We start from the raw sequence: 24,665 nt of genomic DNA, 5'->3' as shown, positions 1-24,665 counted from the left end.
CATAGAGTCGTCGGCCACAGAAGGCACGCCCGGGGGGAGCACGCGCATGGCGGAGGCCGGACGGCCCTATCCGGTGGCGGAGTTGCTGGCCGCGGTGCGGTCCGAGATCGCCGCCGAGCGACGCGGCGACGGCAAGGACGCGGAGAAGGTCGCCCTCGGCGGCGGGCGTCGGGTGTCCTCCGGCGGCGGGCGCACGGAGTACGTGTTCACGTGCCGTACGTGGAATCCGGCGCTGGACGGTGCGCCCGTCCTGGCCCGCCCGTCGAGGTCGCGCGGCCCCTGGTCACCGGCCGAGGCGTCCCGCATGCCCGACGGCACCGTCCGGCTGCTGGTCGAGGGGCCCGGGTGGGAGGGCGCGGTGACCAACGCCCAACTGCGCAGGGACGACGCCGAGAGTTGGGCGGTCATGGCCCAGCGGCTCGAAGCCGTCGGCACCGGGAGCAGCACCGTACGGCCGGCCAGTGCCGGCTGGGTCCTCGGGAAGGACGTGCCCCGCACCGCCCGCGACCCCGACCCCGGCCGCTGGGTGGCCGGTTGGTCCGGCCTGCGGCTCAACCCGCGCCAGAGGCAGGCGATCGAGCAGGCCCTCGCGAGCCAGGTGCTCTTCCTGTGGGGACCGCCGGGCACGGGCAAGACGGACGTCGTCGGCCACATCGTCGAGGGCAGCGTGCGGCAGGGCCTCACCGTCCTCTTCCTCGCCCCGACGAAGGTCGCCGTCGACCAGGCGCTGGAGCGCGTCTGCGACCTCCTGCACGCCGAACCCGGCTTCGCCGACGGCCTCGTCCAGCGCGCCGGCGACATCGAACTGCCCTCCCTCGCCGAGCGCTACGGCGACCGCGTCGACACCGCCCGTATCACCGCCAGGATCTCGGCCCGGCTGGACGCCGACCTCACCGACGCGACAACCGCCCTGTCCCGCACCCGCACCCTCGTCGCCCACCACGACGAAGCCGCCGCCCTCGACCGTCAACTCACCGACGCCCGCGCGGTCCGCGCCGCGCACGTCCAGGCGGCCAAGGACGCCGAGAGCGAGCAGGTGCGCGCCGAAGCCGAAGCCGCCGCCCTCCGCTTGAAGATCCACGAACTCGGCGCCCCCAAGGGCATGTTCGCCAAACGCAAGGCCGAACGGCTCGCCCAGCTCCACGAAGACCTCGCCCGCTCCGACACCGCCGCAGCCACCGCCCGCCGAGCCGCCGCTGACAGCACGCAGAGCGCCCGCCGGTCCGCCGACACCCTCGACGACCTCAAACGCCGGCTCACCGCCGCCCGGAGCCGGCTCGCCGGCGTCCCGCCCCGCCCCGAACTCGCCGCGCGCGCGACCCGCCTCCAGGGACGTGTCGACGCCCTCGACAAGCAGCGCCGCCAGATCCAGGACACCGTACGGGCCAAGTGCCGCGTCATGGGCGCCACCGTCACCAAGGCCGTCCAGTCCCGCAAACTCCTCGACCGCGTCGACGTGGTGGTCGTCGACGAGGCCGGCATGGTCAGCCTCCCCGCCGCCTGGCTGGTCGCCGGACTCGCCGCCAAACGCCTGGTCGTCGCCGGCGACTTCCGCCAACTCCCCGCCGTCGTCAAGGGTGACACCGACCCCGCGGCCACCGACGCCGAACGCGCCCACGCACGGCGCTGGACCGCGCAGGACCCCTTCCACGCCGCCGGCCTCGTCGACCCGGCCGGTCAAGTGCGCCCCGCCGCCCACCTCGTGGCCCTCGACACGCAGTACCGCATGCGCGCCCCGATCTGCGACCTGGTCAACACCGTCGCCTACCCCGACGCCCGCCTCACCACCGGCCGGCCCGACCGCAGCAGCATCCCCTTCAACGGCCTGATCGACGCGCCCGTCCTGCTCGTCGACACCTCCGCGCAGCGCATCCCCGGCCGCGACCACCGCACCAACACCGTCAACGAGGCCGTCATCCACGAGATCGTGCGCGGACTGCAGTTCGAAGGCGTGCTGCCCGGCCGCAAATGGGCGCCCGACGACATCGCGCCCGGCGAGCGCGCCACCGACCGCCTCGGCGTGATCGCCCCCTACCGCGACCAGGTCCGCGCGCTCAAGGGCAGCCTCAGCTACCGCTTCGGCCAGGACTACGACCTCCTGGTCGACACCATCCACCGCTTCCAGGGCAGCCAGCGCCCGGTCGTCGTCCTGGACACCGTCGCGGGCGCCGGCCGGAGCCCCGGCTACTTCTACCAGGGCACCGGCCTGGACTCGCAGACCTGCCGGCTGCTCAACGTCGCGCTGAGCCGCGCCCAGGACCACCTCGTCGTCGTCGCCGACGTCGACCACCTCGGACGCCACCTGGCCCCGCACAGCGAGGCCCGGCGCATGCTCGACCACCTGCGGGCACACGCCCAGACCCTCTCCGCGGACCAGCTGGTCCCCACCCGCGACGCCGCCCAACTCCGCGACCTGAGCGACGAGGAGCTGGCCCGCCCCGCCTTCTTCCCGGCCGACGAGGTCCACCGCGCCGTCGAGTGGGACATCGCCCACGCCCGCACCAGCGTCGAGATCTACTGCGCCTTCCTCGACCCCCGGCCGGTACGTACGTGGTCCGCGCGGCTCGCGGCCCGTACCGCCGCGGGCGTGCGGGTGGTCGTCCACACCCGACCGCCCGAGGAGCAGCGCGACACCGCCGCGGCGGCGGCGCACCAGCAGCGCATCGACGAACTCCGGTCAGCCGGCTGCGAGGTGGACTTCCGCGAGCGCATGCACGAGAAGGTGCTCATCCTCGACGCTGCGGTCCTGTGGCACGGCTCGCTGAACCTCCTGGCCAACTCCGGCCCGACCGACCTGATGATGCGCTTCACCGACCCCGCGTCCTGCGCGCGCGTCGGCCGCGTCATGGACCGTGCCCGCAAGGACCGCGCCGCCTGGAACCCGCGCAACACCGCCGCCGCGCCGCAGCCGCCGGCCGGCGAGGGCGTCCGCCCCGGCGCGGTCGTCGGCGGACGCCTCTACCTCGATGTGCCCTTCGCGGAGAAGGACGAGGCCAAGCGCACCCTCAAGGCCCGCTGGGACAGCCGGAACTCCCTCTGGCATGTGGACGCCGCACTCGTCACGCGCGAGCAGGCCGCCCGCTGGCTGCCCTGACGGCCACCGGCACCGGGCCGGAGGTCACTCCCCGGCGGCGATGCAGAACGGGTGCCCCTCGGGATCGGTGAGCACCACCCACTTGCCCTCCCCGGGCTGGAACTCCGGCTTGGCCGCGCCCAGTTCGAGCAGCTCCTTCGTGGCGCCCTCGATGTCCGCGACGGTGAGGTCGAGATGCGTGTGCGCGGGGCCGCCGGGCCAGGCCGGCGGGTGGTAGCCGGTGACGCGCTGGAAGGAGATCTGCGCCGGGCCGCCGTCGCCGATGGTGGCGAAGTCCGGGTCGCTGTACGTGATTTCCCAGCCGGTGACCTTTCGGTAGAAGTCGGCGAGCGCCGTCGGCTCGGCGCAGTCGATGACGACGGTGCTGAATTTCGCAGGGGCGGACATGGCGAAGTCCTCTTCATATAGGAGTAGATGGCGGCGCGCGCCGGCTCGGCGCACACGACGTGCCCGCGCCCGTACCGGCGGCAACACCCGCCGTACGGGTCCGGCGCAACGGGGAACAGCCTGCGCCCCGACCCACCGCACCGTCTTGAACATCCTTGCGGGCAGCGGCGGGGCAGCGGTAGGGCAGGGCAGTGGAGGACAGGGCGGGGCAGCGGCATTGTCAGACCCACGGCGTACCGTTCGGGGCGTGCTCTCGGCCACCGTCCTCGCCGCCCGCCCCGACTTCACCGTCACCGCCGTGACGTGCCGGGACGAGCATCCGCGCTGGTCGCCGGCCGAGGCGCGCGCGGACCACCGGATGGTGCTCGTACGGCGGGGCCGCTTCCGCAGGCGCGCGGCCGGCGCGGACGCGGACGTCGACCGGACGCTGGCGTATGTCGGAGTGCCCGGCGAGGAGGAGCAGTTCGCCCACCCCGCCGGCGGCGACACATGCACGTCCCTCAGCCTCACGCCCGCACTCTGGCGCACCCTGGCCGGCGACCCGACCCGCGCACCCGCCGCCCCGAGCGTGTACGTCGACGCCCGCCTCGACCTCGCCCACCGCCGGCTCCTGGCCACCGCCACCGGCGGCGACATCGACTACGCCCTGACCGAGGAACTGCTCGCCCTGCTCGCCACCGCCATACGCCGAGCCGTCCCCGGCCCCCTCCCGCCGTCCACCCGAACCCCCGCCCGGGACAGGGCACTTGTCGACCGAGCCCGCCAGGCCATCGCCGCAGGCCACCCGGCCGCCGACGGGCTGCTCCCGCTCGCGGCGGCGCTCGGCGTCTCCCCCTACCGCCTGAGCCGGTGCTTCAGCCGCGAGTTGGGCCTGCCGCTGACCCGCTACCGCAACCGCGTCCGCATCGGCCGCGCCCTCGACCGCCTGGAGCAGGGCGAGTCGAGCCTCGGCGCCCTCGCCGCGGACCTCGGCTTCGCCGACCAGGCCCACCTCACCCGGACCATGCGCGCGTACCTGGGCCGTACGCCCACAGCCCTGCGCCGCCTGCTCGCCCCGCACCCGGCAGACGGGTCGCGCCCCGAAGGCGAGTTCACGGCGCCGCCCCCACCCCCGCCATGACCGCCCGCGCCAGCGACACCCGGGAGCGCACGGCGAGCTTGCGGTAGGCGCGGGTGAGTGCCGCCTCCACCGTCTTGACGCTGACCGCGAGCCGCGCGGCGATCTCCCGGTTGCTTGCGCCCTGCGCGACGAGCAGTGCCACCCGCCGCTCCGTGACCGACAGCGCGTCGAGCCCGGCCGGTGCGGCAGGCGCGGGGAGGTCGAGGCGGGCCAGCGCGGCGGCGGTGGCGGCACTCCAGGGCCGGGCCCCGGCCCGCGCGAAGAGCCGAGCCGCCTCCGCCAGGGCGCCCCGGGCCTGCGCCGCGTCGCCCCGCCGTAAGTGCAGCCGCCCCAGGGCGAGATACGTCCGGGCCTCCTCCAGCCGGTAGGGCAGCCCCGCCAACCGCCCAGCGGCCTCCACCAGTTGAGCCGCCGCCCGGGCCGGCTCACCGCGCGCCTCGGTGACGAGCGCGGCCGGCCGCTCCAGTACGGCCAGCAGGCCGCGCCGCCCCAGCCGGGCCGCCATCGCCCGCGTCCGCGCGAGGAGTTCGGCCGCCTCGTCCACGCAGCCGGCCTCGACCAGGGCCTCCGCGAGATCCGGCTGCCAGCGGCGTACCGCGGGATCGCCCTGGCCCTGCCCGGTCTCCAGCAGCCGCACCCGCTGCAAGGCGTGCACGGCCGCCGCCGACTCCCCCCGCAGCAGCCGCACATGGCCCTCCGCGTGCAGCGCCCGCGGCAGGAACAGCTGGTCGTCGTCGTCCTCGCTGTGCCGCCGCGCCCGTTCCGCCGCCGCCAGCGCCCGGTCGGCGCCGCCCCCGGCCGCCTCGGCGAGCGCGACGGCGTACCAAGCGGGCCCCTGGCTGAGCCCCGCCTGCTCGGTGACCCGCAGCGCCTGGTGGGCGAGGTCGAGGGCCGCCTCGCACCGGCCGCGCAGGATCTCGACCTGCGCGAGCCCCGACAGGCACTGGCACAGGCTCTCGGCCGACCCGCGGTAGCGCACCGTGTAGGCCAGCGCCCGCAGTTCGGTCCTGGCGTCGTCGAGCCGGTCGTGCAGCAGGTGGCGGCGGTGCTTGAGGAAGACCGGCCCGTTGTGGTCGAACAGGACGCGCGGGTCCTGCGGCGCGGCCAGCGCCCGGGCCAGGGTGCGCTCGGCGCCGGGCCGGCCGAGGTAGAACTCCAGGGCCGACTGCTGGGTGAGCGCGAGGAGTTCGGTCCGCCGGTCGCCGGCCCGCCGCGCCAGGACGGCCGAGCGTGCCGCATGGGTCAGCGCCGCGACCGCCGAACCCTCCACGACCCAGGCCCGCCAGCTCAGCCGGTAGTGCAGCCGGGCCAGCAACTCCGGTTCGCCGCGGGCGTCGTGCAGCGCCTGCGGGAAGACGTCCGCGACCTCGGCCATGGCCTGCCCGCAGGAGTCGAGCAGCACGATCCACGCGCGCACCCGGTCCGCCGGCCGGACCGATTCGCCCAGCACCTCGTGCGCGAGGCCGCGCGCCAGCGGGTAGTCGCCGGCGGCGACGGCGTCCTCGGCGGCGGTCAGCCGCCGGTCGGCGTCGGCCGCATGGTGCTCCAACGGGGTGCGTTCGGCTGCCAGTCGGCCGAGCCGGGCGGCGAGCGCGGGCGCGCCGCGCCGCCGGGCCGTCGCGGCGGCGGAGGTCAGCACGGCGGCGGTCTCCGCGTCCCGGCCCGGCGCCAACGAGGCCAGGTGATGGGCCCGTTCGACGGGATCGCCGGCGGCTTCCGCGAGCGCGGCATGCGCATCGCGCCGCGCCTGGTCGTCGGCGTCCTCGTAGACGACCCGCGGCATGAGCGGCTGCGTGAAACGTACGGCCCCGGTCGGCGAGGGGGCGACGAGCCCCCACCGGACGGCCGCACCGACATCATCCGCCGCGCTGTCGCACCCGGCCCGCCGCAGCAGCGCGACGGTGGGCCGTACCGCGGCACTCGCGACCAGCAGCGTACGGCGGGCCCGCGGCCCCAACGGGTCGAGCCGGGCGAGCAGTTGGCGTCGCAGCGCGGCCGGTACCGGCAGCGGCCCCGACGGATCGCGCCCGCAGGCCCGGTGCTGCTCGGCGAGCGCCTGGGCCAACTCCACGGCCACATAAGGGTTTCCGCCGCAGGCCGCGTGCAACCGCGCCAGCACCGGTCGCGGCCACGCGTACCCGTCCAGCATCGCGCCGAGCTCCCGCCCGGTCATCGCCGGTACGGCCAACTCACGTACCGGCGTGGGCCACACCGCCTCGCCGCCGCCATCCGCCGGGTCGTACGGAGTGCGCAAGGTCGCGATCACGCACAGCCGCAGCCGCGTCGCGCGCCGGGCCACGAACGCCAGCGCCTGCGCGCTCGGGCGGTCCAGCCACTGGACGTCGTCGAGGACGAGCAGCACGGGGGAGCGGTCGCACAGCGCGGTGAGCGTCTTGAGCACGGCCATCCGCAGCGCGAGGACGTCGCCGTACGCGGTCCGGCTCTCGCCCGGGGAGCGGTGCAACGCCGCACGCAGCAGGGACCGTTCGCGTACGGACAGCGCGGCGAAGTCGTCGTCGCCCACTGCGGAGAGCAGGTCGATCAGCCCGAGGAACGGCAGGTGCCGCTCGCCCTCGGCGGGCGCGCACCGCAGCACCAGGCTGCCCGGCCGTCCGGCGGCCAACGCGGCGGCGAGGGTGGAGCGGCCGATGCCGGGCTCGCCGGTGAGCAGCACGCTCTCGCCGGCGTCCAGCGCGGCCGTGGCGGTCGCGAGCAGCAAGCCCCGGCCGCTGAGCGGGGCGTCCGTACCGGCCGGTTCCGTCCGTCTGGCCATGCACCTGCCAAACCTAGAGGTGCCTCCAGTGTCGGAACCCCCGCCCCCCGGGTCAATCCCGCCTCACCCGCACACGGATGAGCGGCGGGCGAGCGAGGGGCAGGCGGCGTACGAGCACCGGGCGAGCACCGGGCGAGCACCGGGCGAGCCCCTGCCAGAGGAGCCCGCCCGCCGCCGTCACCGCCCAACTGCCCCCAGCCCACTACCCGTCGATACGGTGCGTGCTCCAGAACGACGTGAGGTCCACCGATGTCGCCGCCTGCGCCGCGGCCTTGAACTCCGCGGTCGTGGACACCCCGTACCAGTGCGACTGCGCGTACGTCCGCAGCAAATTCGTCATCGCGCTGTCCCCGATGAGCCGCCGCAGGTCGTGCAGCGCGCACTTCCCGTACCCGTACACCACCGTGGAGTAGCGCGACGAGTGCGCGTCCCAGTACGCCATCGAGTTGGTGATCTTCTCGCTCGACGACGCCCACGACACGCTGTTCCAGCAGTTCGTCCCCGAGCTGCCGAGCGCGAGATCCGTCGAGTAGTCCGCGAACGCCTCGTCCAGCCAGGGGTTGTTGTACTCGTCGTCGCCGACGATCCCGTACCACCACTGGTGCGCCAGCTCGTGCGTCAGCGCGGTGGTGCTCACCAAGTCCAGGACGAAGCCCGGGTATTCCATCCCGCCGAACCAGAAGTTGTTGTCCAGCACGGCGTCCACCTCGCCGTACGGGTAGGCCGCGAACCGCCCGGCGTGCGCGTCGATCGCCGAGATGGAGGTGTTGAGCATGGACTGCGCGCTGCTCGCGCTGATCCCGCTGACCGCGTAGACGTTGACCTTCACCCCGGCCGGCGAGGTGCCCGAGACCTTGCTGAAGGCGCCCGCCGCCCACGCGAAGTCCCGCACCTTGGTGGCGGTTGCCGTGGTGACGGTACGGCCCGAGGCACCGGGGGTGTCCACCGACGTGCCGGTGGCGGGCACTTGGAGGCCCGAGGGATGGTCCAGTACGACATGGAAGTCGGCGGCCAGCGAGTAGAAGGACTCGCCGTTGTTGGTGTACGGGTCCAGGTGCCAGCCGGCCACGTCCCGGATCGCCAGCAGCGGCAGCGCGTTGCCGATGAAGCTGAACGCCCCGTCCCGCCCGAACCGGTCGGCTCCGCTCGGCACCACGATCTTCAGGTCGAACCCGACGGTGCCGGACTGCCCTTGGGCCAGCGGCGCGGGCAGCGCGATGTCCAGCGCCGTGCAGCCGACCGTCAGCGCGCCCGCGGTGCCGCCGGTCACGTTGGTCACGGTGATCGGCGTACTCGGGCAGGAGCCGTGGTAGTTGTCCCACAGCCGCAGGTAGACATCGTTGAGCGGCGAGGCCGAGGCGTTGGTGAAGGTCACGCTCTCGTGCCCGGTCCAGGTGGCACCGCTCGCGTCACTGCTGAGGCTCACGGTGTACGCGGGCGAGGCCGGCGTCCGCGTGGAGTCCGCGGGCGGCGGCGTGGTGGGCGGCGGAGTCGTCGGTGGCGGAGTGGTGCCGCCCCCCGACGTGTTGAGGGCGACGTCGTCGATGACGAAGCTGGTCTGCAGCCCGGAGTCCTCACTCCCGCTGAACGCCAGGCTCACGCTCTGCCCGATGAACGCCGACACGTCGAACGTCCGCTGCACATACCCCGCACCGGCGTTGAGGTTCGAGTACGTCGCCAGCGTGCTGCCACCGAGCTTCGCGGTGAGCTTGTCGTACGCGGTGGAGGTCGTCGTCTCGGCGGTGTCGATGTGCAGCCACAACGTCAACGACGCGGCGGAGCACCCCGCGGGTATCGCCACCGTCTGGCTGAGCGTGTCGGTGTGCGTCGTCCCGTACCCGTCCAGCCACGCGAACCCGCCCCCGGAGTGCGCACTCTGCCCACCCCCGCTCGTGATCACCCCACTTGACGCGACCCACGGCGAAGTCCCGTCCTCGAACCCCCCGTTCCCCACCACCTGCCCCGGCACACACGCCGCCCCCGCCACCCCACCCACGGCCCCCGCCGCCCCGGCCACCCCAACCCCCACCGCACCCACCAACCCGGCCACACCCACACCGGCCACCAACGAGAGCAGTCGCTTCCTCATCAACCCATCGCCCCTCTCACCCCTAGACACACCCCGACCCCAAACCCCGGCCGCCCGCCGAGCCTGAACGCCCGAACTCCCCACCGGTAAGTCCCGACGGGAGCTCTAGGGTTTTCCCTATGCCTCTGCTGTGCGCTGCCTGAGGGCCGTACGCGGTCCCGGTCCCGGAAGCCGTCCGAAACGGTCCGGGACGATTCGGAACGGTCAGCCGAGCCTGAAGAAGATCGTGTCCTGCGTGTACCAGTCGACGTTCTTCGTGGCGTCCACCCACTCCTCGTGCTCGAAGTCGAGCTTCTCGATCAACTCGCCGATGTCGTACCGGAAGTCGGGAGCCATGTCGTCCAGGACGGCGCGATAGGCGTCGGCGGCCGGCTTCGCCTTCGCGAGCGGCAGATGGCCGATGGCGGGGTAGCCGTCCACGGAGTAGGGGACGAACGGGAAGTCGTCGGGCAGGCCGCCGAAGAGGTAGCCGTGCGGCAGCAGTTCGGACGGCACGCCGAGCCGGCGCATCTCGTCGTCGACCAGCCCGAAGAACGTCGACGGCTTCGAGTAGGTGCCCAGGTGCGACGGGTCGGACGCGTTGTGGTTGATGATGTGCTGCAAGGCGGTGTGGTAGGCGTTGCCGGCGTACATCGCGTCCGAGTCGGGCCGCCCGGCGATGAGTTGGTCGAGCGCGTCGGGAATGGACAGCCCCCAGTCGACGCCCTCCCGGTCGAGCTCCTCCTGATCGGCCTCGGCGTCCGCCCGTATCCCCCGAAGCCGCCGCTCCTGGTCCGCCGTGAGATTCCCGGCACCGCCGAGATAAGCCAGGACGTGGGCCTTGTCCGCGGTGGAGTACGCGATGTTGTGACTCATGATCACGATTCTGCCAGCGGCGACTCGATCCGCTGGCCCCGCGACTCCTGCGCGGCATGCGATGTGTACGCTGCGCAATGGATCATGTGCAAGGAGTGTGCAGTCCTGGTCGGTTGCCGTGCCCGCCCGGCACGCCCCGACCCCGTCTGCGGTGAAGGAGCCGGAGCAGCAGTGAACCCGTACAGCACCCCTGTCCCGTCGCGGCCTTGGTGGAAAACCACGCCCGCCGCGCTCGGCATGTTGGCCCTGGTGGCGCTGCTCAGCGCATTCAGCCTGGCCCTCGGCTTCCTCGTGATGGTCGCGGCCATGGTGCTGGTCTGGGTACTGCCGCCGTGGCGCTGGTTCGCCAGGCTGGGATCGATGTTCGGGGCCCTCGTACTCCTGACGATCGGGGCGGGGCTCGGCGGCCGGCTCGACGACGGCGGCGCGAGCAAGGCCGACGCCAAGCCGCACACCGCGACCGGCCCGCGCGCCGACGTCGCGGCGTCGCCGGCGGCTGCCGAGCCTGTCGTGGCCGCCGACTTCACGGGCGGGCAGTTGGACAAGGCCGAGACGCAGGCCCGTTCCACCGGGTACGCCACCAAGCACCATGACGCGAGCGACGAAGCGCGCTCCATCTTCACCCGCGCCGGGTGGACGGTGTGCTTCCAGAAGAGCGACGAGGCTGCGAAGACCATCGACTTCGCGGCCGTCAAGACCGACGAGCCGTGTCCCGACAGGGACGGCGGACCGCTGCCGTGGCCGACCATGCCCGACGTCGTGAGCGACACCTACAACGTGGCGGTCAAGGACCTCAAGCAGAGCGGTATCGACCTCGGCCGCGTCACACTCGACGACGTCTACCTCGACATCGACACCCCGAGCGCGGAAAGCGCCGCCGAGGACGGTGACGAGTGGCGGGTATGCTTCCAGTCCCCCGACCGGGGGAGCAGGATCACCTCCACCACCCCGGTCATCCTCGACCTCGGAAAGTGGACCAAGTCGGACACCGTTCACCACTGCCCGACGACAAAGGACGCAACTTACAAGTCGCCGGCCGGCGATCCGGACCACGGCCGCGGCCACGCCGCCTCCGGCGACAACTCCCCACCGCCGGGCCGTTCGACAAGCGACTCCGGTGAGTCCTCCTCTTCCTCCGGCGGGGGCAACCACACCACCGTGCACCCGGGCGCGTACTGCTCCCCTCACGGAGCGACGGGCTTCACGGACAGGGGCACCCGCATGGTGTGCGGCCCCGGCTCCGACGGCCGAAACCGCTGGCACTCCTGATCCGGCCCCACCCGCGACGCCGCCGCACCCGGGCGATCCGCCTCGCGCGCTCTCACGCCGCGAACGATTCCGTTTTGGTGTACGCATGCCAAAGCGCTCCATGAGCGCTACCAGGGGCTGCCGAGCTGAATCCGGCTACGCGGTCTTCACGTCGTGCCGCCGCGACCTTACATTCGGTAATGGTTGAGTGTCGTGGATGAGCCGCGGCACCCTCGGAGGCAAGGTGCGGCCGACAGGACCGTACGAACGCCTCCGGCCGTCCTTGCCCGTCAGGGGGCGGGATGGCGTCACGGGCAGGACAGCGCAGAACGTATGAAGAGGCCGTTCGCACGGCCGTCTCAGCCTTCGGCGCCCTGGCGACACCGAAGCTGAAGGGCCATGGGTGGAAGGAGGACCAGCTTCGGGGCCCCTTGGAGACCCTGATCCGAACTGCCGGCGAAAGCCTGGGACTCAGCATCACCCTGGTCGGCGAGGTGCCCCTCGTGGATCTGCGGGCCCGTCTCGACTACGCGGTGTCGGTGGACGGCGCGCTTGTCGGGTACATCGAGCTCAAGCGACCCGGCTGCGGCGCGGATCCGGCACTCTTCACGGGAGAGAACGCCGCGCAGTGGCAGAAACTGCAACTGCTCCCCAACGTCATGTACTGCGACGGCGACGAATTCGCGCTGTATCGCAGCGGCCGGGCAGTCGGCGAAACAGCGAGGATGAAGGGCTCGGTTCTTTCGGCCGGGGCGCGCCTGGCGCCGGCTGACGGGGCCCTGGCTCGCCTTCTGCACGACTTCCTCTGCTGGCAACCGCAGCCCCCACGCAGCACTGCTCAATTGGTCCGCTCGGTGGCCAAGCTCTGCCGTCTGCTGTGCGACGAGGTGGCGGAAGCCATAGCCCTGGAGAAGGCGGGCCGTCGGCGTCGCATCTTCCTTGAGATCGCCGAAGAGTGGCGCCGTCTTTTGTTCCCCGAGACGACCGAGGAGGAGTTTGTCGAGCAGTTCGGGCAGACCGTGGTGTTCGCATTGCTGCTGGCCAGGGTCGAGGGCATCGTCTTCGAAGGCGAGTCGGTGCACGGCATCGCTCTGAAGCTCGGCAAAAGGCACTCACTTATGGGCAAGGCCCTCGACGTCCTCACGGAGGAGTCCGTGGCGGCCGGGCTGTCCACCACGCTCGACACCCTTTTGCGGGTCGTCGGAGCCGTCGACTGGAGTCGGCTCGACGACGGATCAGGGGATTCCTACCTGCTCCTTTACGAGGATTTTCTGCAGATCTACGATCGTGATCTTCGTATGCGGACCGGCTCGTACTACACACCGCACGGCATCGTCGATGCGATGGTCCGGCTGACCGAGGTCATCCTGGGCCGGTGTTTCGGCATCCACTCCGGGTTCGCGTCGCCCGAGGTGGTCGTCGTCGATCCGGCCATGGGGACAGGCACTTTCCTGCTGTCCGTGCTGAAACGGGCCGCCACGACGATTTCCGAGGAAGAAGGTCCTGGGGCTGTCGGGCCTCAGCTGCGGCAGATGGTCGGACAGCGCCTCATCGGCTTCGAGCGGCAGATCGGCCCGTACGCGGTGGCCGACCTGCGCATGCACGCTCTTTTGAAGGAATACCGGTCGGCTGCACCGAAGGAGGGACTGCGCCTCCTCGTCGCGGACACCCTCGACGACCCGAGGGCTGAATTCAACTGGATCCCTCACACCTATCGGCCGTTGGCGGAGTCCCGGCGGCAGGCCAACAAGATCAAGAGGGACGAGCGCGTCATGGTGGTGATCGGCAATCCACCGCACGACGCGGTCTCCCGCGGCGCCGGCAAGTGGATCGAGACAGGCGATCCCAATGTCGGAGAGCCTGCTCCTCTTGATGCGTTCCGTCTGGCGGGCAACGGGACCTACGAGTCGAAGATGACCAATCTCTACGTCTACTTCTGGCGTTGGGGAACGTGGAAGGTCTTCGACGCACACGAGGACGCTCCGTTCGGTGTGGTGGCGTACATCACGCCCAAGGCATGGCTCAAGGGGCAGGCATTTGCCGGAATGCGCCGCTATCTGCGTCAGTCGGCAGACGAGGGTTGGATCATCGACCTGTCCCCGGAAGGCCAGAGGCCGGACGTTGCGACCCGTCTGTTCCCGGACGTCGCCCAGGAACTGTGTATCGCTGTCTTCGTACGTCGCCGTGACGGCCACAGCGAGGATTCGGCGACCGTCCACTATGTGCAAGTCCACGGTCACCGTGACGAGAAGACCCGGCGACTTCTGACCGTGACCCTCCAGGATCCGCAGTGGCAGAACTGCGCGACCGGGCCGACGGATCCCTTCCTGCCTGCGGGCAGCGACCTCTGGGAGAGCACCCCGCAACTCAAGGATCTGATGCCGTGGTCCTCCCGCGGTGTCACACCCGGTCGTGTCTGGGTGTATGCGCCGGACAAGGCAACGCTCCGGGAAAGGTGGCGCCTCTTCCTCGCAGCCAACGGCGACGAACGCAAGGCGCTGTTGGGCGAGGCACGGGACCGCACGGTGGACAGCGTCGTGGCGCCTCTCCCCGGGACGACCGGCTACGACGCGACTCCGCTGCGGAGAGAGCAGCGGGAACAGCCGGAGCCCGTCGAGGTGGGGTACCGATCGTTCGACCGGCAGTGGATCATCCCCGACCACAGGCTCATGGTGGTCGGCCGCCCGGACCTGTGGGCCGTACGGGGTCCGGACCAGATCTTCACTGTGGAGCAGAATGCCCACGCGGTGGAGAACGGCCCCGCGCTTGTGTTCAGTGCCTTCATCCCGGACATGCACTACTTCAACGGGCGCAGCGGGTGTGTCCGGCCGCTGTATCGCGACAGCCGGGGAGAGACACCGAATCTCGCCCCGGGCCTGCTCGACCTGCTTTCGCAGCGCCTGGCCATGGTGATCACGGCCGAGGACTTTCTGGCCTACGTGGCGGCTGTGGTCTCTCACCCTGCCTACACGCTCCGTTTCCTCGACGATCTCAGGGACCCCGGAGTCCGAGTGCCTCTCACCGGGGACGCCGATCTGTGGAGGGAGGCGGTCCGGATCGGTCGCCGTGTCCTGTGGCTCCACAGCTACGGCACCAGGTACGCGGATCCTGCTGAAGGCCGAGCCGATGGACCCCCTCGCCTCCGGTCGAACCGCCCTCAGTGCATCGAGGAGATCCCCGACTCCGTCGAGGACATGCCGGACGTGCTGCGCTACGAACAGCACACAGAACGCCTGTGGGTCGGGTCGGGATGCATCGCTCCCGTGCCGCAGTCGACTCGGAGCTACCAAGTCTCCGGCATGAACGTATTGGACAAGTGGTTCAGCTACCGCCGGCGGAAACCCGGTGGCAAGCGCCGCTTGGACTTGGACGGTGTCGTGGCCCGGAGTTGGTCTCCCGGCTGGACCACTCGACTTCTCGACCTGTTGAACGTTCTGGGTCTCCTTGTGCAGGAGGAGCCTCGGCAGAAAGAGCTTCTCGACGCCATCGGCGACAGCCCGCTCGTATCCGTGCGGGAACTGGAGGAGACCGGAATCCTCCCCGTGCCGAACCATGCACGACGACCCGTCGGACGCCGGTCTCCCGCCGAGGGAGATCTCCCCCAGGACGTGGCCCGGAGGCCCGCGCGACGGCAGAGGGGTTAGGTCGTCCCTGGACTGCGTGCAGCCTTGGAACCACTGAGAGACGATGATCCGACGGGATCGGTGGTGATGCGCTGGTGTGCCGGATCGGGGACGGCGGCATGGGCCAGGTGTTCCTCGGTGAATCCCCGGCGGGCCACCAGGCCGCGGTGAAGGTCATCAAACCGTCGATCCTCGACGAGGACACCTGTGTGCGCTTCCGGAGTGAAGTGGAGAGCCTGCGCACCGTTTACGGGCGGTTCGTGGCGGCCTTCGTTGGGGCCGATGCGGACGCGGACCCGCCCTGGCTCGCCGTGGAGTACGTCAACGGGCCGGACCTGCGCAGCTTCGTCGCCGACCACGGCCCGCTGCCGCTCGTCGAGACCGCGAGCCTCGGGGCGCTGTCGGCGGAAGGACTCGGCACCGTCCACGACGCAGGGCAGTGCGGGCGGTTGGCGTCCACATTCCTCGTGGGGGAGGGGCGAGTCGCAGAAGATGCAGACGAAGTCGCCCTCGCGCACGATGTTGACCTCCATGCAGCCCAGGCAGCGGCGGAACACCACCTCGTGGGTGAAGCCTTCGGGGTGCGTGATTCCTGCTCGGTCGAGGGCCGCGGCGACGGCCGGCCATGAGCGGGCGTCCGGGCAGTAGCCGGTCGACTGGTTGCTGACGTCGGCGATCGCCCACCGGCCGGCAGGCTGGAAGAAGCTCATCTCGCCCGCGCCGAGAACCGGGGCTCCGCCGGCGCACGCCACGTGCTCGCTCCTGCGTACGGATCACCTCCTCGCCGGCTCGCGGAGCGGCGAGCCGGCCGCCGCGGTTGTCCACAGCCCTGTGGAGAAGGCGTGCACCCGGCGCCGCGTCCGGCAACGCACGGGTCCCGTGCGGCGCGAGTTCACCCGATCAGCCACCACCGCGGACTCTACGCGCGTATAGTCATGAACCTGCCACCGGCGCCAAGTCCGGTGCCGGTGTGCGTCAGCGCGCGCTGTTGTCCGACCAACCGCCCCGCCCCCGCCACCCCGGAGGTTCTCGTGGTCCAGTCGCCCGTCCCCCCGCGGCCGTTAACGCGCCGCACGCTCGCCGTCGCCGGCGGCCTGCTCACCACCGCGGCCCTGCTCACCGCCGCGCCGACCGCGCACGCCGCCGCCCCCGGCGCGGGCAGCGGCATCACCCATCCCGACCAGGACTGGATGGGCTCCACCGTCGCCGCCCACGAGGGCCGTTCCGCGGCCGGCGACCCCATCACCCTCACGCCCAACGTGACGCAGACCAAGGGCTTCGACGTGAGCCACTGGCAGGGCGGCATCAACTGGGCCACCCAGTACGGCAAGGGCGCCCGCTTCGTCTACATCAAGGCGACCGAGAGCACCGACTACCGAGACCCGAACTTCAACGCCAACTACACCGGCTCCTACAACGCCGGCTTCATCCGCGGCGCTTACCACTTCGCCACCCCCAACACCTCGACCGCCAAAGCCCAGGCCGACTACTTCGTCGCCCACGGCGGCGGCTGGTCCAAGGACGGCAAGACGCTGCCGCCCATGCTGGACATCGAGTACAACCCGTACGGCGCCACGTGCTACGGCAAGAGCCAGGCGGACATGCGTACTTGGATCACCAACTTCCTCAACGAGGTGCACACCAAGACCAGTCGGTGGGCCACGATCTACACGACCACCGACTGGTGGACCACCTGCACCGGCAACTCCGCCGCCTACTCCAGCAAGGACCCGCTGTTCATCGCCCGCTACAACTCCACGGTGGGAACCCTCCCGGCTGGCTGGGGCTTCTATACCTTCTGGCAGTTCGCCGACTCCGGCACCTTCCCCGGCGACCAGGACAGGTTCAACGGCCCCCTCAGCGGCCTGAAGAACCTCGCCAACAACACCTGAGCCTCCGCCTGACGCCCGGCGTACCGCCCGCGGGCCCGCGGCCGTGCGGGTACGGCCATGCGGCAAGTCACGTGAGGCACATGGAAGAGGGACCTGGAGCGTTCGCGGGTCCCTCTTCTGTTGCCTACCGAAGTCGGACGCCGGGAGAGACGGTCGACGGCTTCCGGGCCGGCGGGAAGCGGGTCTCCCCGCGCTCCCTGAAGGTGGCGGCGGACCGGCGTGCACCTCACCCGCGCCGTTCCCGCCGCCCGCCCGGCCGCAGCCTACAGGTGCCCCAGCGGCGGTGGCGGGTGCGGGAGAGGATGGGCGCCCTCGGGGCGCAGTCCGTCGAAGACGACCATCAGGTAGCGGCGCCAGAGTTCCGGGTACGCCTGGCGGAGGGGGCCGGCCGCGTACGCGGGCGCGCACATCAGCAGGACGACGTCGGCGCCGGTGATGTCAGGCCGTACGGCGCCCTGTTCGCGCGCTCGGGTGACCAGGGCGTCGACGGCGCGGACCATCCGCTCACGTGCCTGATCGACCCCCGCCGGGTCCTGGATGTCCGCCGTGCCGCCGGCGAACATGGCCGAGAGGTCGAGCTGTTGCTGCTGTTCGGCACCCAGGGTCAGGAAGTCCAGCAGTGCCGTGCCGGGATCGGACCCGGCGAGGAGGGACTCGGCGGACTCGGTGAGCTGGTCGAGGCGGGCCACCGCGATCGCGGTGAGCAGATGGTCCTTGCTGGGGAAGTGGTTGAAGACCGTCCCCTTCCCCACCTTCGCGCGCCGGGCGATGTCCGCGATGGAGGCGTCGACGCCGCGTTCGGCGAACTCCGCGGCGGCGGCGGCGAGCAGCAGTTCGCGGTTGCGTGCCGCGTCGGCCCGCAGGGGACGCCGCGGGCCTGAACTTTCTGGCGGGGTCATGCGGTTCGCTCGCTCCTCGGTATCGGCTCTTCAGTCCTGGCTCTTCAATCCCGGCTCTTCGGCGTCGGTTTCTCGGCCCGGCGCCGGCGCCTCCTCGCGGCCCGAGCCTCACCACTCGGTATCCGGCAGCAGTAAGTTGACCGCGCGGTCGAGTTCTCGTACCGTCCACCCCCAGAATAACCTGACCGCTCGGTCGGGTTAATCCGGGTGCTTCGGGAGGACACGACATGACGCGTACGATGCGGGCCCTGGTGGCCCCGGGCTACGGACCGCCCGAAACCTACGTGGTGACCGAGGTGCCGGTTCCGCGGCCCGGCCCCGGGCAGCTGCGGATCAAGGTGGCGGCGGCTGCGCTGAACGCCGCTGACCTGGTGCTTCCCGGCGGCGACTACCGCGCGATGGTCGAGGTGGACTTCCCGCACGTCCCCGGGAACGACTTCGCCGGCACGGTGACCGACGTCGGCCCGGACGTGTCCGGCTACACCGCCGGGGACGAGGTCTTCGGGTTCGCGCTGCCGCGGGTGCTGCGCCCCATGGCGGGTGCGGCGCGACCGTCACTGGGGACGGGGGCACTCGCGGAGTACGTGGTCGTCGAGGCCGACACGCCGCTCGTCGCCCACCGACCGGCCGCGCTGCCGGTCGACCAGGCGGCGGCGCTGCCCGTCGTCGGGACGACGGCCCGTGCGCTGATGGCGACCGGGGCGTTCGGCGCGGACGAGACGGTGCTGGTGGTCGGGGCGACGGGCGGGGTGGGCACCACCGTGCTGCCGCTGCTGGCCGCCGCGGGCACGCGGGTGACCGCCACGGCGACGGCGGCCGACGCCACCCTCGTACGGCAACTGGGCGCGGCCGAGGTGGTCGACTACCGCACCCAGGACGTCACCGCACAGACGCTTCGGCGGCACCCCGGAGGCGTCGACGCGGTCCTGAACCTGTCCCTGCCCGGCACCGAACTCCCCGCCCTCGCCGCCGCGTTGCGCCCCGGCGGCCGGCTGCTGACCATCACACCCCCGCCACCGGACGCCGAGTCCCTGGGACGCTCGGACGTGACGGGCAGCATGGTGCTGGACGTGGAGGGCCGCTACGGCGGCATGCCGGAGCTGGCAGCCGACGCGGTCGCCGGCACCCTGAGGGCCACGATCAGCCGCCGCTTCCGCCTGACCGACGCGGCCCTCGCCTGCGTGGCCTTCGCGCGCGAGCACACAACGGGGAAGATCCTTGTGACGATGGACACTTGAGCCGCACGACGGGCCCGACGCGTCTGCGCCACCTGCGCCTGGGACCTGCGGTACTTCGGCGAGTGCGGATGCCAGGACGGCTTCTGCCAGAGCATCCGCACAGCTGATTCCCCGAAGGGGCAGCCGTACGGTGAGGGTCACCGTACTGTGGCGCTCCAGCCGGACCGCGGCATGCTGAATCTGGACGGTCGTGCGCGGGCGGATCATGTACGTCGAGGTACTCGACCGGCCGCCGATGGTTCGCCGGGAGGCGGAAGGGTGACCGCGGACGGGCGATGCCTCAGCGCGAGTCGTCCGAGGGCTCCTGTTGTCGGGCGAGCAAGAGCCAGCGGCGGGTCCGGTTGATCTCGGTGACCACGACCGTGATGTCGGCGCCGGTCCGCACGACGTCCGACACCGCTTTCGGAGGAGGCGATGCGAGGTCTTGCCGGTGGACCAGGCCCTCGATCCCGGCCGAGAGGCGGACGAAGGCGCCGAACGGGACCAGCTTGGTCACCTTGCCGCGCAGTACCTGCCCCACCGTGACGCTGTCGGCGAACTCCTGGAAGGGGTCGGGCTGCATCGCCCGCAGGGAGAGTCTGGCCTCCAGGTTCCACGTGTCGGGCTGGAGGAACTCGCACCTCACCCGCTGCCCGACCTGGACGACGTCGGATGCCTTGTCGAAGCGCTGCCAGGAGAGTTCGGGGTAGGTGAGGAAGCCGACGCCGGGGAAGAGCGGGTGTGCCGGGCCCTCGTCCAGGGCCACGAAGACTCCGAACGGCTCGATCGCCGCAACGGTGCCGGACAGCGTCTCGCCGGGGGTCAGCGATGCGAGGAAGGCCCGCAGTTCCGGGTGCTCAGGTATTCCGTCCATGCGGCTCGTCCTTCAGCTTCACGCCGACCTCTCCCGTACGGAAGGCTGCTGTCCTGGCCCGCAGTTTACGGGGGGGCGACGGGCCCGGGCTGTTTCGAGCGGGCGAGCGGGTGTGCATACGCTCCTGGGCGCCGGGGAGGCGCGGGGCATGGGGCTGTTCGGCGGGACCGGGGCCGGCCGGCGGGGGTTTCCGCCGGAGTTGGTCGACGAAGCCAGGGCCCAATCCGGGGGCCGGGTCTACGAGATCGGCGCAGCAGCCCGGTGCGAGGAGGGCGGCTGCCTCGTTCAGACGGCTCGGGCGACGGGGTTGCCCTGGATGTTGTGGTCGGCGCAGGGCCATGTGCCGGCGGCGAGTGGGGCGAGCGGCGTCCGGACGAGGTGGAGTTCCTTGTCGAGGGTGAGGGCGACCATGCCGTGGGCGAGGATAAGGACGCGGCTGGTGATGCCGGTGCCGGGGAGTTTTGCGAGTCGGTGGACGTTCAGGTCGGCGTCGACGGCTGTCAGTTGGTCGTTGCGCCAGTAGACGGTGGTGCCTTCCCGGTCCACTGCGGCGGGTGCGGTGTAGTAGCCGGGCAGGTCCGGGCCGCTGGTCAGGGTGCCGTCCGGTTCCAGTCGCCGGAATTTCGAGCGAGAGGGCAGCCGGTTCTCCATCTCGACGATGGAGGTCGCACCGTCGGTGCCGACCGTGAGTGCTCCGTGGCTCGGCCAGTCGGCGACACGGCGGCCCTCGGGGGTCAGCCGGGCTGTCTCGAAGGCTCCGTAGCCCTGGACACCGATGAGGAAGCAGCGGTCCCGGTCGATCGCCTTGTGCCCGTCGGGCGCCCATGGCGTCGCGGCCGATATCTTTCCCGTACGTAGATCGAGAAGGAACGTCCGGGCGAGCCCACTTCCGCGGTCCATGAACGAAGCGGCCACAGAGCTACCGCTGATCATCAGCGGCTCGTTGTATGCGACCGTGACCTCCCCCGGCGTCCACGCCGGTTTCTGCCGTACCTGCCGGCCAGAGCCCTCCGTGACCTCTCCTATCCCGGGATAGGAGAGGTCACCGAGGTGGATCGGTGTCGACCACACAGGGGTGCCGTCTTCACGGTGGCGGGAGACTCGTGGTTCACGCCTCGGCCCGTTCCCACACAGAAGCCGGCTTGCGGCGGTCCACAGGATGCAGAAGCCGTCGGGCACGAGGGCGAAGGTGCCGATGTCCTCCCCGGGCCGGCTGGGCGGGACCACGGAGTTGACGGTGCGGCCGTTCGCGTCGACTTCTTCCAGAACGCTCCAGCCGGCCTCAGGGCGGGACACCCAGACGGTTCCGCGGCCGGTCGCCCGCGCCCAGGGGTGACCGGTTCCAGCGAACGAGCGCTGCCACTCCACACGTCCGGTCCGGTCGACGGCGGTGAGGACGGTCTCCAGAGGGTTCGATCCGTAACTGACGGCGAAGAGCAGGCCGGCCGGGTCATCAGCCATGACATTCCACCCCTGGCCAGGCAGGGCGACGTGCAGGGGGGCACTCATGGCGTGCATCCTGCCTGGCGGCCCCCGGCATTGCCACCATGGCTGCCGGGCACGAGGGTGTGCTTCTGACGCTCCCGCACTCCCGTGACGTCGCTCTCGTCCCCCTCGCGAGCGGAACAGGAGCGGAGCCGCCCGACGCCGGCACCTTGCCCTCAGCGCGGGCAGCGCACCGACTGGCCCGCTGCGCCCCTCGCGGGCATGCACGGCCAGTACCGCACCCTCGCTGGCGGCAACGGCGAGGTGCTGCGCTTTCGGACGAGTTCCCTCGCTGCCCGCCCGAGAGGATTCGTATCGGGCGATGGACACGTCGGACGTCCTGCCCGGGCAGCTCTCACGGCACGGCTCCACCAACCGGCCCGAGACCGTCCCACGGGAGGACGCGCTCGAAGCCCGCTGCCGGATGAGCCCGGGCTCGCTTGTCGCCGCGCTGCTCAGAGCAGAGAAAGACCAGTGCGAAGCTGGAGGAGGAAGGCCCCGCCCAAGATTCTCCCGAGGTCTCCGCAAACGCCACGAGGGGCGGGCTTCCGAATCGGAAGGCCGTCCCTCACCTGCGTGTTCACCAGTCGGGGTGGCGGGATTTGAACCCACGGCCTCTTCGTCCCGAACGCCGACGAACCCGGGTCGCTGCCTGGGCGTTTGGCATTACCGCAGGTCAGAGGGTTGGGCCGGGTGGGCCTGGGGTGGTATCGCGGGGGCTCGGGGAGCCGTTCGGCTCCCATATGGCTCCCAGAGATCCGGGTTCTGATCTGGGTGGTTGGGGGACCGTTGGCTTCGGTTGCTCAGCTCATCGGAGTCTCGCGGCCGTCCACGCGTGCGAGGACGGCCTCGGCCAGGAAGCGGAACTCCCGGAAGCAGGTCTGGACGTATTTCTGCGTACTTCCCAAGGCTCCGTCTGCCGGCCTGAGGTCGAACATGGGCTTGCGGGCGTCGTGGGCCAGTGGCATGAGGCTCCGGTAGTTCCGCAACGTCGCGATCTCGTACGTGCGGTCGCTGGACGAGGCCGTCTCCTGGCCCAGTACAGCCGTGCCGAAGACCCAGGGGATGCGTTCCAGCCAGCGTGCATAGGCCTTGACGGGGCGGTCGAGGCGCATCTCGGGCTGCATGATCACGTAGCCGAGGGGCCGCATCACGGCGTTGGGCGCGGAGATGTTGTCCGGGACGCGAGGCAGGATGAGTTGCTGCCAGTCCCGCCGCCAGTTCCGCAGGGTCGGGCCGAGGTTGCGCAGACCCTTGAGCGAGAAGAGGTCGGCGGCCAGCGGCATGAGCACTGCGTCCGCGGCGAGCAGTGACGCGCGGTTGATCGCCCCGAGGTTGGGCCCGATGTCGATGAGGACGATGTCGGCGTCCACCTCTCCGGCAGCGCTCTGGATGATGCGGTGGAAGGCGGTCGTCGTCCGGATGGCTGCGAGGTCGCCGGCGTAGGTCTTGAACCACTCGTTGGAGAGTTTGTCCTCGAAGCGGCTGAGTTCGAGGCTGCCCGGGAGCAGCCAGAGCCCCGGTGCCACGGCGGCGGGGTGGACGGGCCGGATGTCTCCGGTGCCCTCCAGGATCGGGCGGACGGCGTCGGCGATGGTCTGGCCCGGTCCTACTCGTCCGGTGGCTGGCAGCGCGCGGTGTTTGACCCCCTGCTCGATGAGTTCGGAGGAGTCCTCCCACAGTTCCTCGAGTTCGGTTTCGTCGAGGCACATGGCCGTGAGATTCGACTGGGGGTCGAGGTCCACTGCGAGCACGCGAAGGCCGAGCCGCTGGAACATGTGAGCAAGGTGGTATGCCAGGGTGGTCTTGCCGACGCCGCCCTTGTTGTTGAAGAGCGCGATGGATGTCATGTCGCCACCCGCAGGGTGACGGACCACGAGGATTCGTCGACCTGGAATTCAGGTGGGGGGTTTCCGTTGCGTTCCAGCGCGGCCCGGACCCGACCGATGCCCCGGCCGAACCGGTTGACGTAGCCGAGTGACTTCATGGCGGCGGCCAGGGACGGGTTCCGGTAGTCGTTGACCCGGTCGAAATTGTCGCTTCGCACCTGCCCGTAGGGCCCGCCCGGGTTGGTGACCTCGATCCTGTCGTCGAACCATGCGATGCGGGCCGGCGCGTAGGAGGTTTCGTAGTTGCGGTGCATGAGCGCGTTCATGCAGACCTCCCGTAGTGCCTCGAACGGATACTCGGGATGTTGCTCCTCGCGGAACCCCTTCTCCACCAGTCGGGTCCGGAGATGCCCGCGCAGGACGGGCTCCAGCCGTGCGGCGGTATCGATGATGTTCTGCCGCAGTTCCTGGTCGTCGGCGATAGGTGCGTCCAGGTCGATGCCCTGGTAGCGAACGAATTGCACGTACGCTCCTGGGATGAAGGCGCTGGGGTCGAAACCCGCGACCAGGAGCCCGAGAACGGTCGGAACCGGGCGATCCACCGAACGGGTCAGGTGGAGCGAGGCCAATTGCTGGGGCAGCGGCCGCCCGTTCTCCTCGATGACGTCCGGGTCGACCACGGATGGGAGGTAGGTGCTGCGGAAGACCTCCAGGTCGAGGTCGTCGAGGGTGCTCGCAGGCACCAGCCGGGTGTCGTAGGGGCCGTCCGCCGCTCGTCTGCGTTCGGTCAGCACCCGTTCGTCGTCTCGCGTCGCCCGTCGTGTCGTGGGGCCTGGACGCACCCAGACCACGCCCTCGAAGCGAACAGGCGGCGTTCCCGACGCCTCCACCCGGATGTGCACCACGGGCTTGCCCCGGTAGACGGCCGCCTGAACGGTGAACGAGGGACGGTCGAGGATCCGGCCGTCGTCCCGGAGGTCGGTCAGTGCGAGGAGCGCCTGGTCACTGATGTCGACACCTTCGACAGGCTCGCCCTTGTCGTCGACACCGACGAGGATGTCGCCGCCCCCATGTCCCGCGAGGTCGTTGGCCATGGCGCACACCGCGTTGCCGATCGCGTCACCGCGTTTGCCGGCGCGCTTCGCCGTGCTTTTGAACTCGAGCCACGGTGTCTCGCGGGTACCCAGGGATTGGGCCAGATCTTGGGTGCTCACGGTGTTCATTCTTCATCATGGCTCGTCGTCGGTATCGGATCCGTTGCCGCAGCACCCAAGAAGTTG

15 protein-coding genes and 2 pseudogenes are annotated in these 24,665 nt (G+C 71.0%); 7 read left to right on the top strand and 10 right to left on the bottom strand.

The features are described from left to right. Nucleotides 1–46 precede the first annotated feature (46 nt). Nucleotides 47–3,094 carry an AAA domain-containing protein gene (locus HCN08_RS14060; protein WP_167983378.1) on the top strand — a complete coding sequence of 1,016 codons (3,048 nt, stop codon included), beginning with the start codon at nt 47–49 and terminating at the stop codon, nt 3,092–3,094. Nucleotides 3,095–3,118: 24 nt separating this feature from the next. On the opposite strand, the gene HCN08_RS14055 is transcribed toward HCN08_RS14060, so the two are convergent. Continuing rightward, complete coding sequence (locus HCN08_RS14055; protein WP_167983377.1) at nt 3,119–3,481, bottom strand: VOC family protein; 363 nt, start codon at nt 3,479–3,481, stop codon at nt 3,119–3,121. Between the two features lie 247 nt (nt 3,482–3,728). On the opposite strand from HCN08_RS14055, the gene HCN08_RS14050 reads away from it, so the two are divergent. Beyond that, nucleotides 3,729–4,601, top strand: a complete 873-nt coding sequence (locus tag HCN08_RS14050; protein ID WP_322974438.1) for an AraC family transcriptional regulator — start codon at nt 3,729–3,731, stop codon at nt 4,599–4,601. Here HCN08_RS14050 and HCN08_RS14045 read toward each other — a convergent pair. The 3 genes from HCN08_RS14045 to HCN08_RS14035 all read right to left on the bottom strand — a co-directional run bounded on the left by HCN08_RS14045 (nt 4,573) and on the right by HCN08_RS14035 (nt 10,318). Continuing rightward, nucleotides 4,573–7,374, bottom strand: a complete 2,802-nt coding sequence (locus tag HCN08_RS14045) for a helix-turn-helix transcriptional regulator (RefSeq protein ID WP_167983375.1) — start codon at nt 7,372–7,374, stop codon at nt 4,573–4,575. The genes HCN08_RS14050 and HCN08_RS14045 overlap by 29 nt on opposite strands. Before the next feature lie 202 nt (nt 7,375–7,576). Further along, complete coding sequence (locus HCN08_RS14040) at nt 7,577–9,463, bottom strand: M1 family aminopeptidase (RefSeq protein WP_167983374.1); 1,887 nt, start codon at nt 9,461–9,463, stop codon at nt 7,577–7,579. 204 nt (nt 9,464–9,667) lie between these two features. Further along, on the bottom strand, nt 9,668–10,318 hold the full coding sequence (locus tag HCN08_RS14035; protein WP_167983373.1) for a DUF7691 family protein: 651 nt from the start codon (nt 10,316–10,318) through the stop codon (nt 9,668–9,670). 249 nt (nt 10,319–10,567) lie between these two features. On the opposite strand from HCN08_RS14035, the gene HCN08_RS14030 reads away from it, so the two are divergent. The 3 genes and pseudogenes from HCN08_RS14030 to HCN08_RS14020 form a co-directional block, all read left to right on the top strand. Then, nucleotides 10,568–11,587, top strand: coding sequence for a PASTA domain-containing protein (locus HCN08_RS14030; protein ID WP_322974436.1), 1,020 nt, complete (start codon nt 10,568–10,570; stop codon nt 11,585–11,587). A gap of 410 nt (nt 11,588–11,997) precedes the next feature. Next, nucleotides 11,998–15,210, top strand: a complete 3,213-nt coding sequence (locus HCN08_RS14025) for a type ISP restriction/modification enzyme (RefSeq protein WP_167983371.1) — start codon at nt 11,998–12,000, stop codon at nt 15,208–15,210. Nucleotides 15,211–15,308: 98 nt separating this feature from the next. Then, a pseudogene (locus HCN08_RS14020) lies at nt 15,309–15,563 on the top strand (serine/threonine-protein kinase); the annotation flags it as partial. Nucleotides 15,564–15,659: 96 nt separating this feature from the next. Here the strand turns inward: HCN08_RS14020 and HCN08_RS35315 are convergent. Continuing rightward, nucleotides 15,660–15,956, bottom strand: a pseudogene (locus HCN08_RS35315) (hypothetical protein); the annotation flags it as partial. Nucleotides 15,957–16,220: 264 nt separating this feature from the next. Between HCN08_RS35315 and HCN08_RS14015 the strand changes: the two are divergent. Further along, nucleotides 16,221–17,081: a GH25 family lysozyme gene (locus tag HCN08_RS14015; RefSeq protein ID WP_322974435.1), complete on the top strand. Its 861-nt coding sequence runs from the start codon at nt 16,221–16,223 to the stop codon at nt 17,079–17,081. 263 nt (nt 17,082–17,344) lie between these two features. On the opposite strand, the gene HCN08_RS14010 is transcribed toward HCN08_RS14015, so the two are convergent. After that, entirely contained in the window at nt 17,345–17,980 is a 636-nt protein-coding gene (locus tag HCN08_RS14010; protein WP_167983369.1) for a TetR/AcrR family transcriptional regulator, read from the bottom strand. Between the two features lie 227 nt (nt 17,981–18,207). On the opposite strand from HCN08_RS14010, the gene HCN08_RS14005 reads away from it, so the two are divergent. Beyond that, nucleotides 18,208–19,218, top strand: coding sequence for an NADP-dependent oxidoreductase (locus tag HCN08_RS14005; protein WP_240970079.1), 1,011 nt, complete (start codon nt 18,208–18,210; stop codon nt 19,216–19,218). 280 nt (nt 19,219–19,498) lie between these two features. Here HCN08_RS14005 and HCN08_RS14000 read toward each other — a convergent pair whose 3' ends face one another. From HCN08_RS14000 to HCN08_RS13985, 4 genes are all read right to left on the bottom strand, one after another. Beyond that, complete coding sequence (locus HCN08_RS14000; protein WP_167983368.1) at nt 19,499–20,071, bottom strand: S1 RNA-binding domain-containing protein; 573 nt, start codon at nt 20,069–20,071, stop codon at nt 19,499–19,501. A 285-nt stretch (nt 20,072–20,356) separates the two neighbouring features. Beyond that, the gene (locus HCN08_RS13995; RefSeq protein ID WP_167983367.1) at nt 20,357–21,532 is read right to left on the bottom strand and encodes a hypothetical protein; all 1,176 of its coding nucleotides are present in this window, start codon (nt 21,530–21,532) and stop codon (nt 20,357–20,359) included. An 827-nt stretch (nt 21,533–22,359) separates the two neighbouring features. Beyond that, complete coding sequence (locus HCN08_RS13990) at nt 22,360–23,406, bottom strand: ParA family protein (protein ID WP_167983366.1); 1,047 nt, start codon at nt 23,404–23,406, stop codon at nt 22,360–22,362. Beyond that, nucleotides 23,403–24,608 (bottom strand): ATP-binding protein, encoded by a 1,206-nt coding sequence (locus HCN08_RS13985; RefSeq protein WP_167983365.1) that lies wholly within the window; start codon nt 24,606–24,608, stop codon nt 23,403–23,405. Before HCN08_RS13985 ends, HCN08_RS13990 begins: the two co-directional genes overlap by 4 nt. Nucleotides 24,609–24,665 lie beyond the last annotated feature (57 nt).

Origin of the sequence: Actinacidiphila epipremni (assembly GCF_012034175.1) — a bacterium.
Classification (GTDB): Bacteria; Actinomycetota; Actinomycetes; order Streptomycetales; family Streptomycetaceae; genus Actinacidiphila; species Actinacidiphila epipremni.
This window is presented reverse-complemented; position numbering and strand designations above follow the sequence as displayed.

What these genes read in the sequence shown, in the direction of transcription:
- HCN08_RS14060 (WP_167983378.1), top strand. Translation starts at nt 47, where the DNA reads ATGGCGGAGGCCGGACGGCCCTATCCGGTGGCGGAGTTGCTGGCCGCG.
- HCN08_RS14055 (WP_167983377.1), bottom strand. Translation starts at nt 3,481, where the DNA reads ATGTCCGCCCCTGCGAAATTCAGCACCGTCGTCATCGACTGCGCCGAG.
- HCN08_RS14045 (WP_167983375.1), bottom strand. Translation starts at nt 7,374, where the DNA reads ATGGCCAGACGGACGGAACCGGCCGGTACGGACGCCCCGCTCAGCGGC.
- HCN08_RS14040 (WP_167983374.1), bottom strand. Translation starts at nt 9,463, where the DNA reads ATGAGGAAGCGACTGCTCTCGTTGGTGGCCGGTGTGGGTGTGGCCGGG.
- HCN08_RS14035 (WP_167983373.1), bottom strand. Translation starts at nt 10,318, where the DNA reads ATGAGTCACAACATCGCGTACTCCACCGCGGACAAGGCCCACGTCCTG.
- HCN08_RS14010 (WP_167983369.1), bottom strand. Translation starts at nt 17,980, where the DNA reads ATGACCCCGCCAGAAAGTTCAGGCCCGCGGCGTCCCCTGCGGGCCGAC.
- HCN08_RS14005 (WP_240970079.1), top strand. Translation starts at nt 18,208, where the DNA reads ATGACGCGTACGATGCGGGCCCTGGTGGCCCCGGGCTACGGACCGCCC.
- HCN08_RS14000 (WP_167983368.1), bottom strand. Translation starts at nt 20,071, where the DNA reads ATGGACGGAATACCTGAGCACCCGGAACTGCGGGCCTTCCTCGCATCG.
- HCN08_RS13995 (WP_167983367.1), bottom strand. Translation starts at nt 21,532, where the DNA reads ATGGCTGATGACCCGGCCGGCCTGCTCTTCGCCGTCAGTTACGGATCG.
- HCN08_RS13990 (WP_167983366.1), bottom strand. Translation starts at nt 23,406, where the DNA reads ATGACATCCATCGCGCTCTTCAACAACAAGGGCGGCGTCGGCAAGACC.
- HCN08_RS13985 (WP_167983365.1), bottom strand. Translation starts at nt 24,608, where the DNA reads ATGAACACCGTGAGCACCCAAGATCTGGCCCAATCCCTGGGTACCCGC.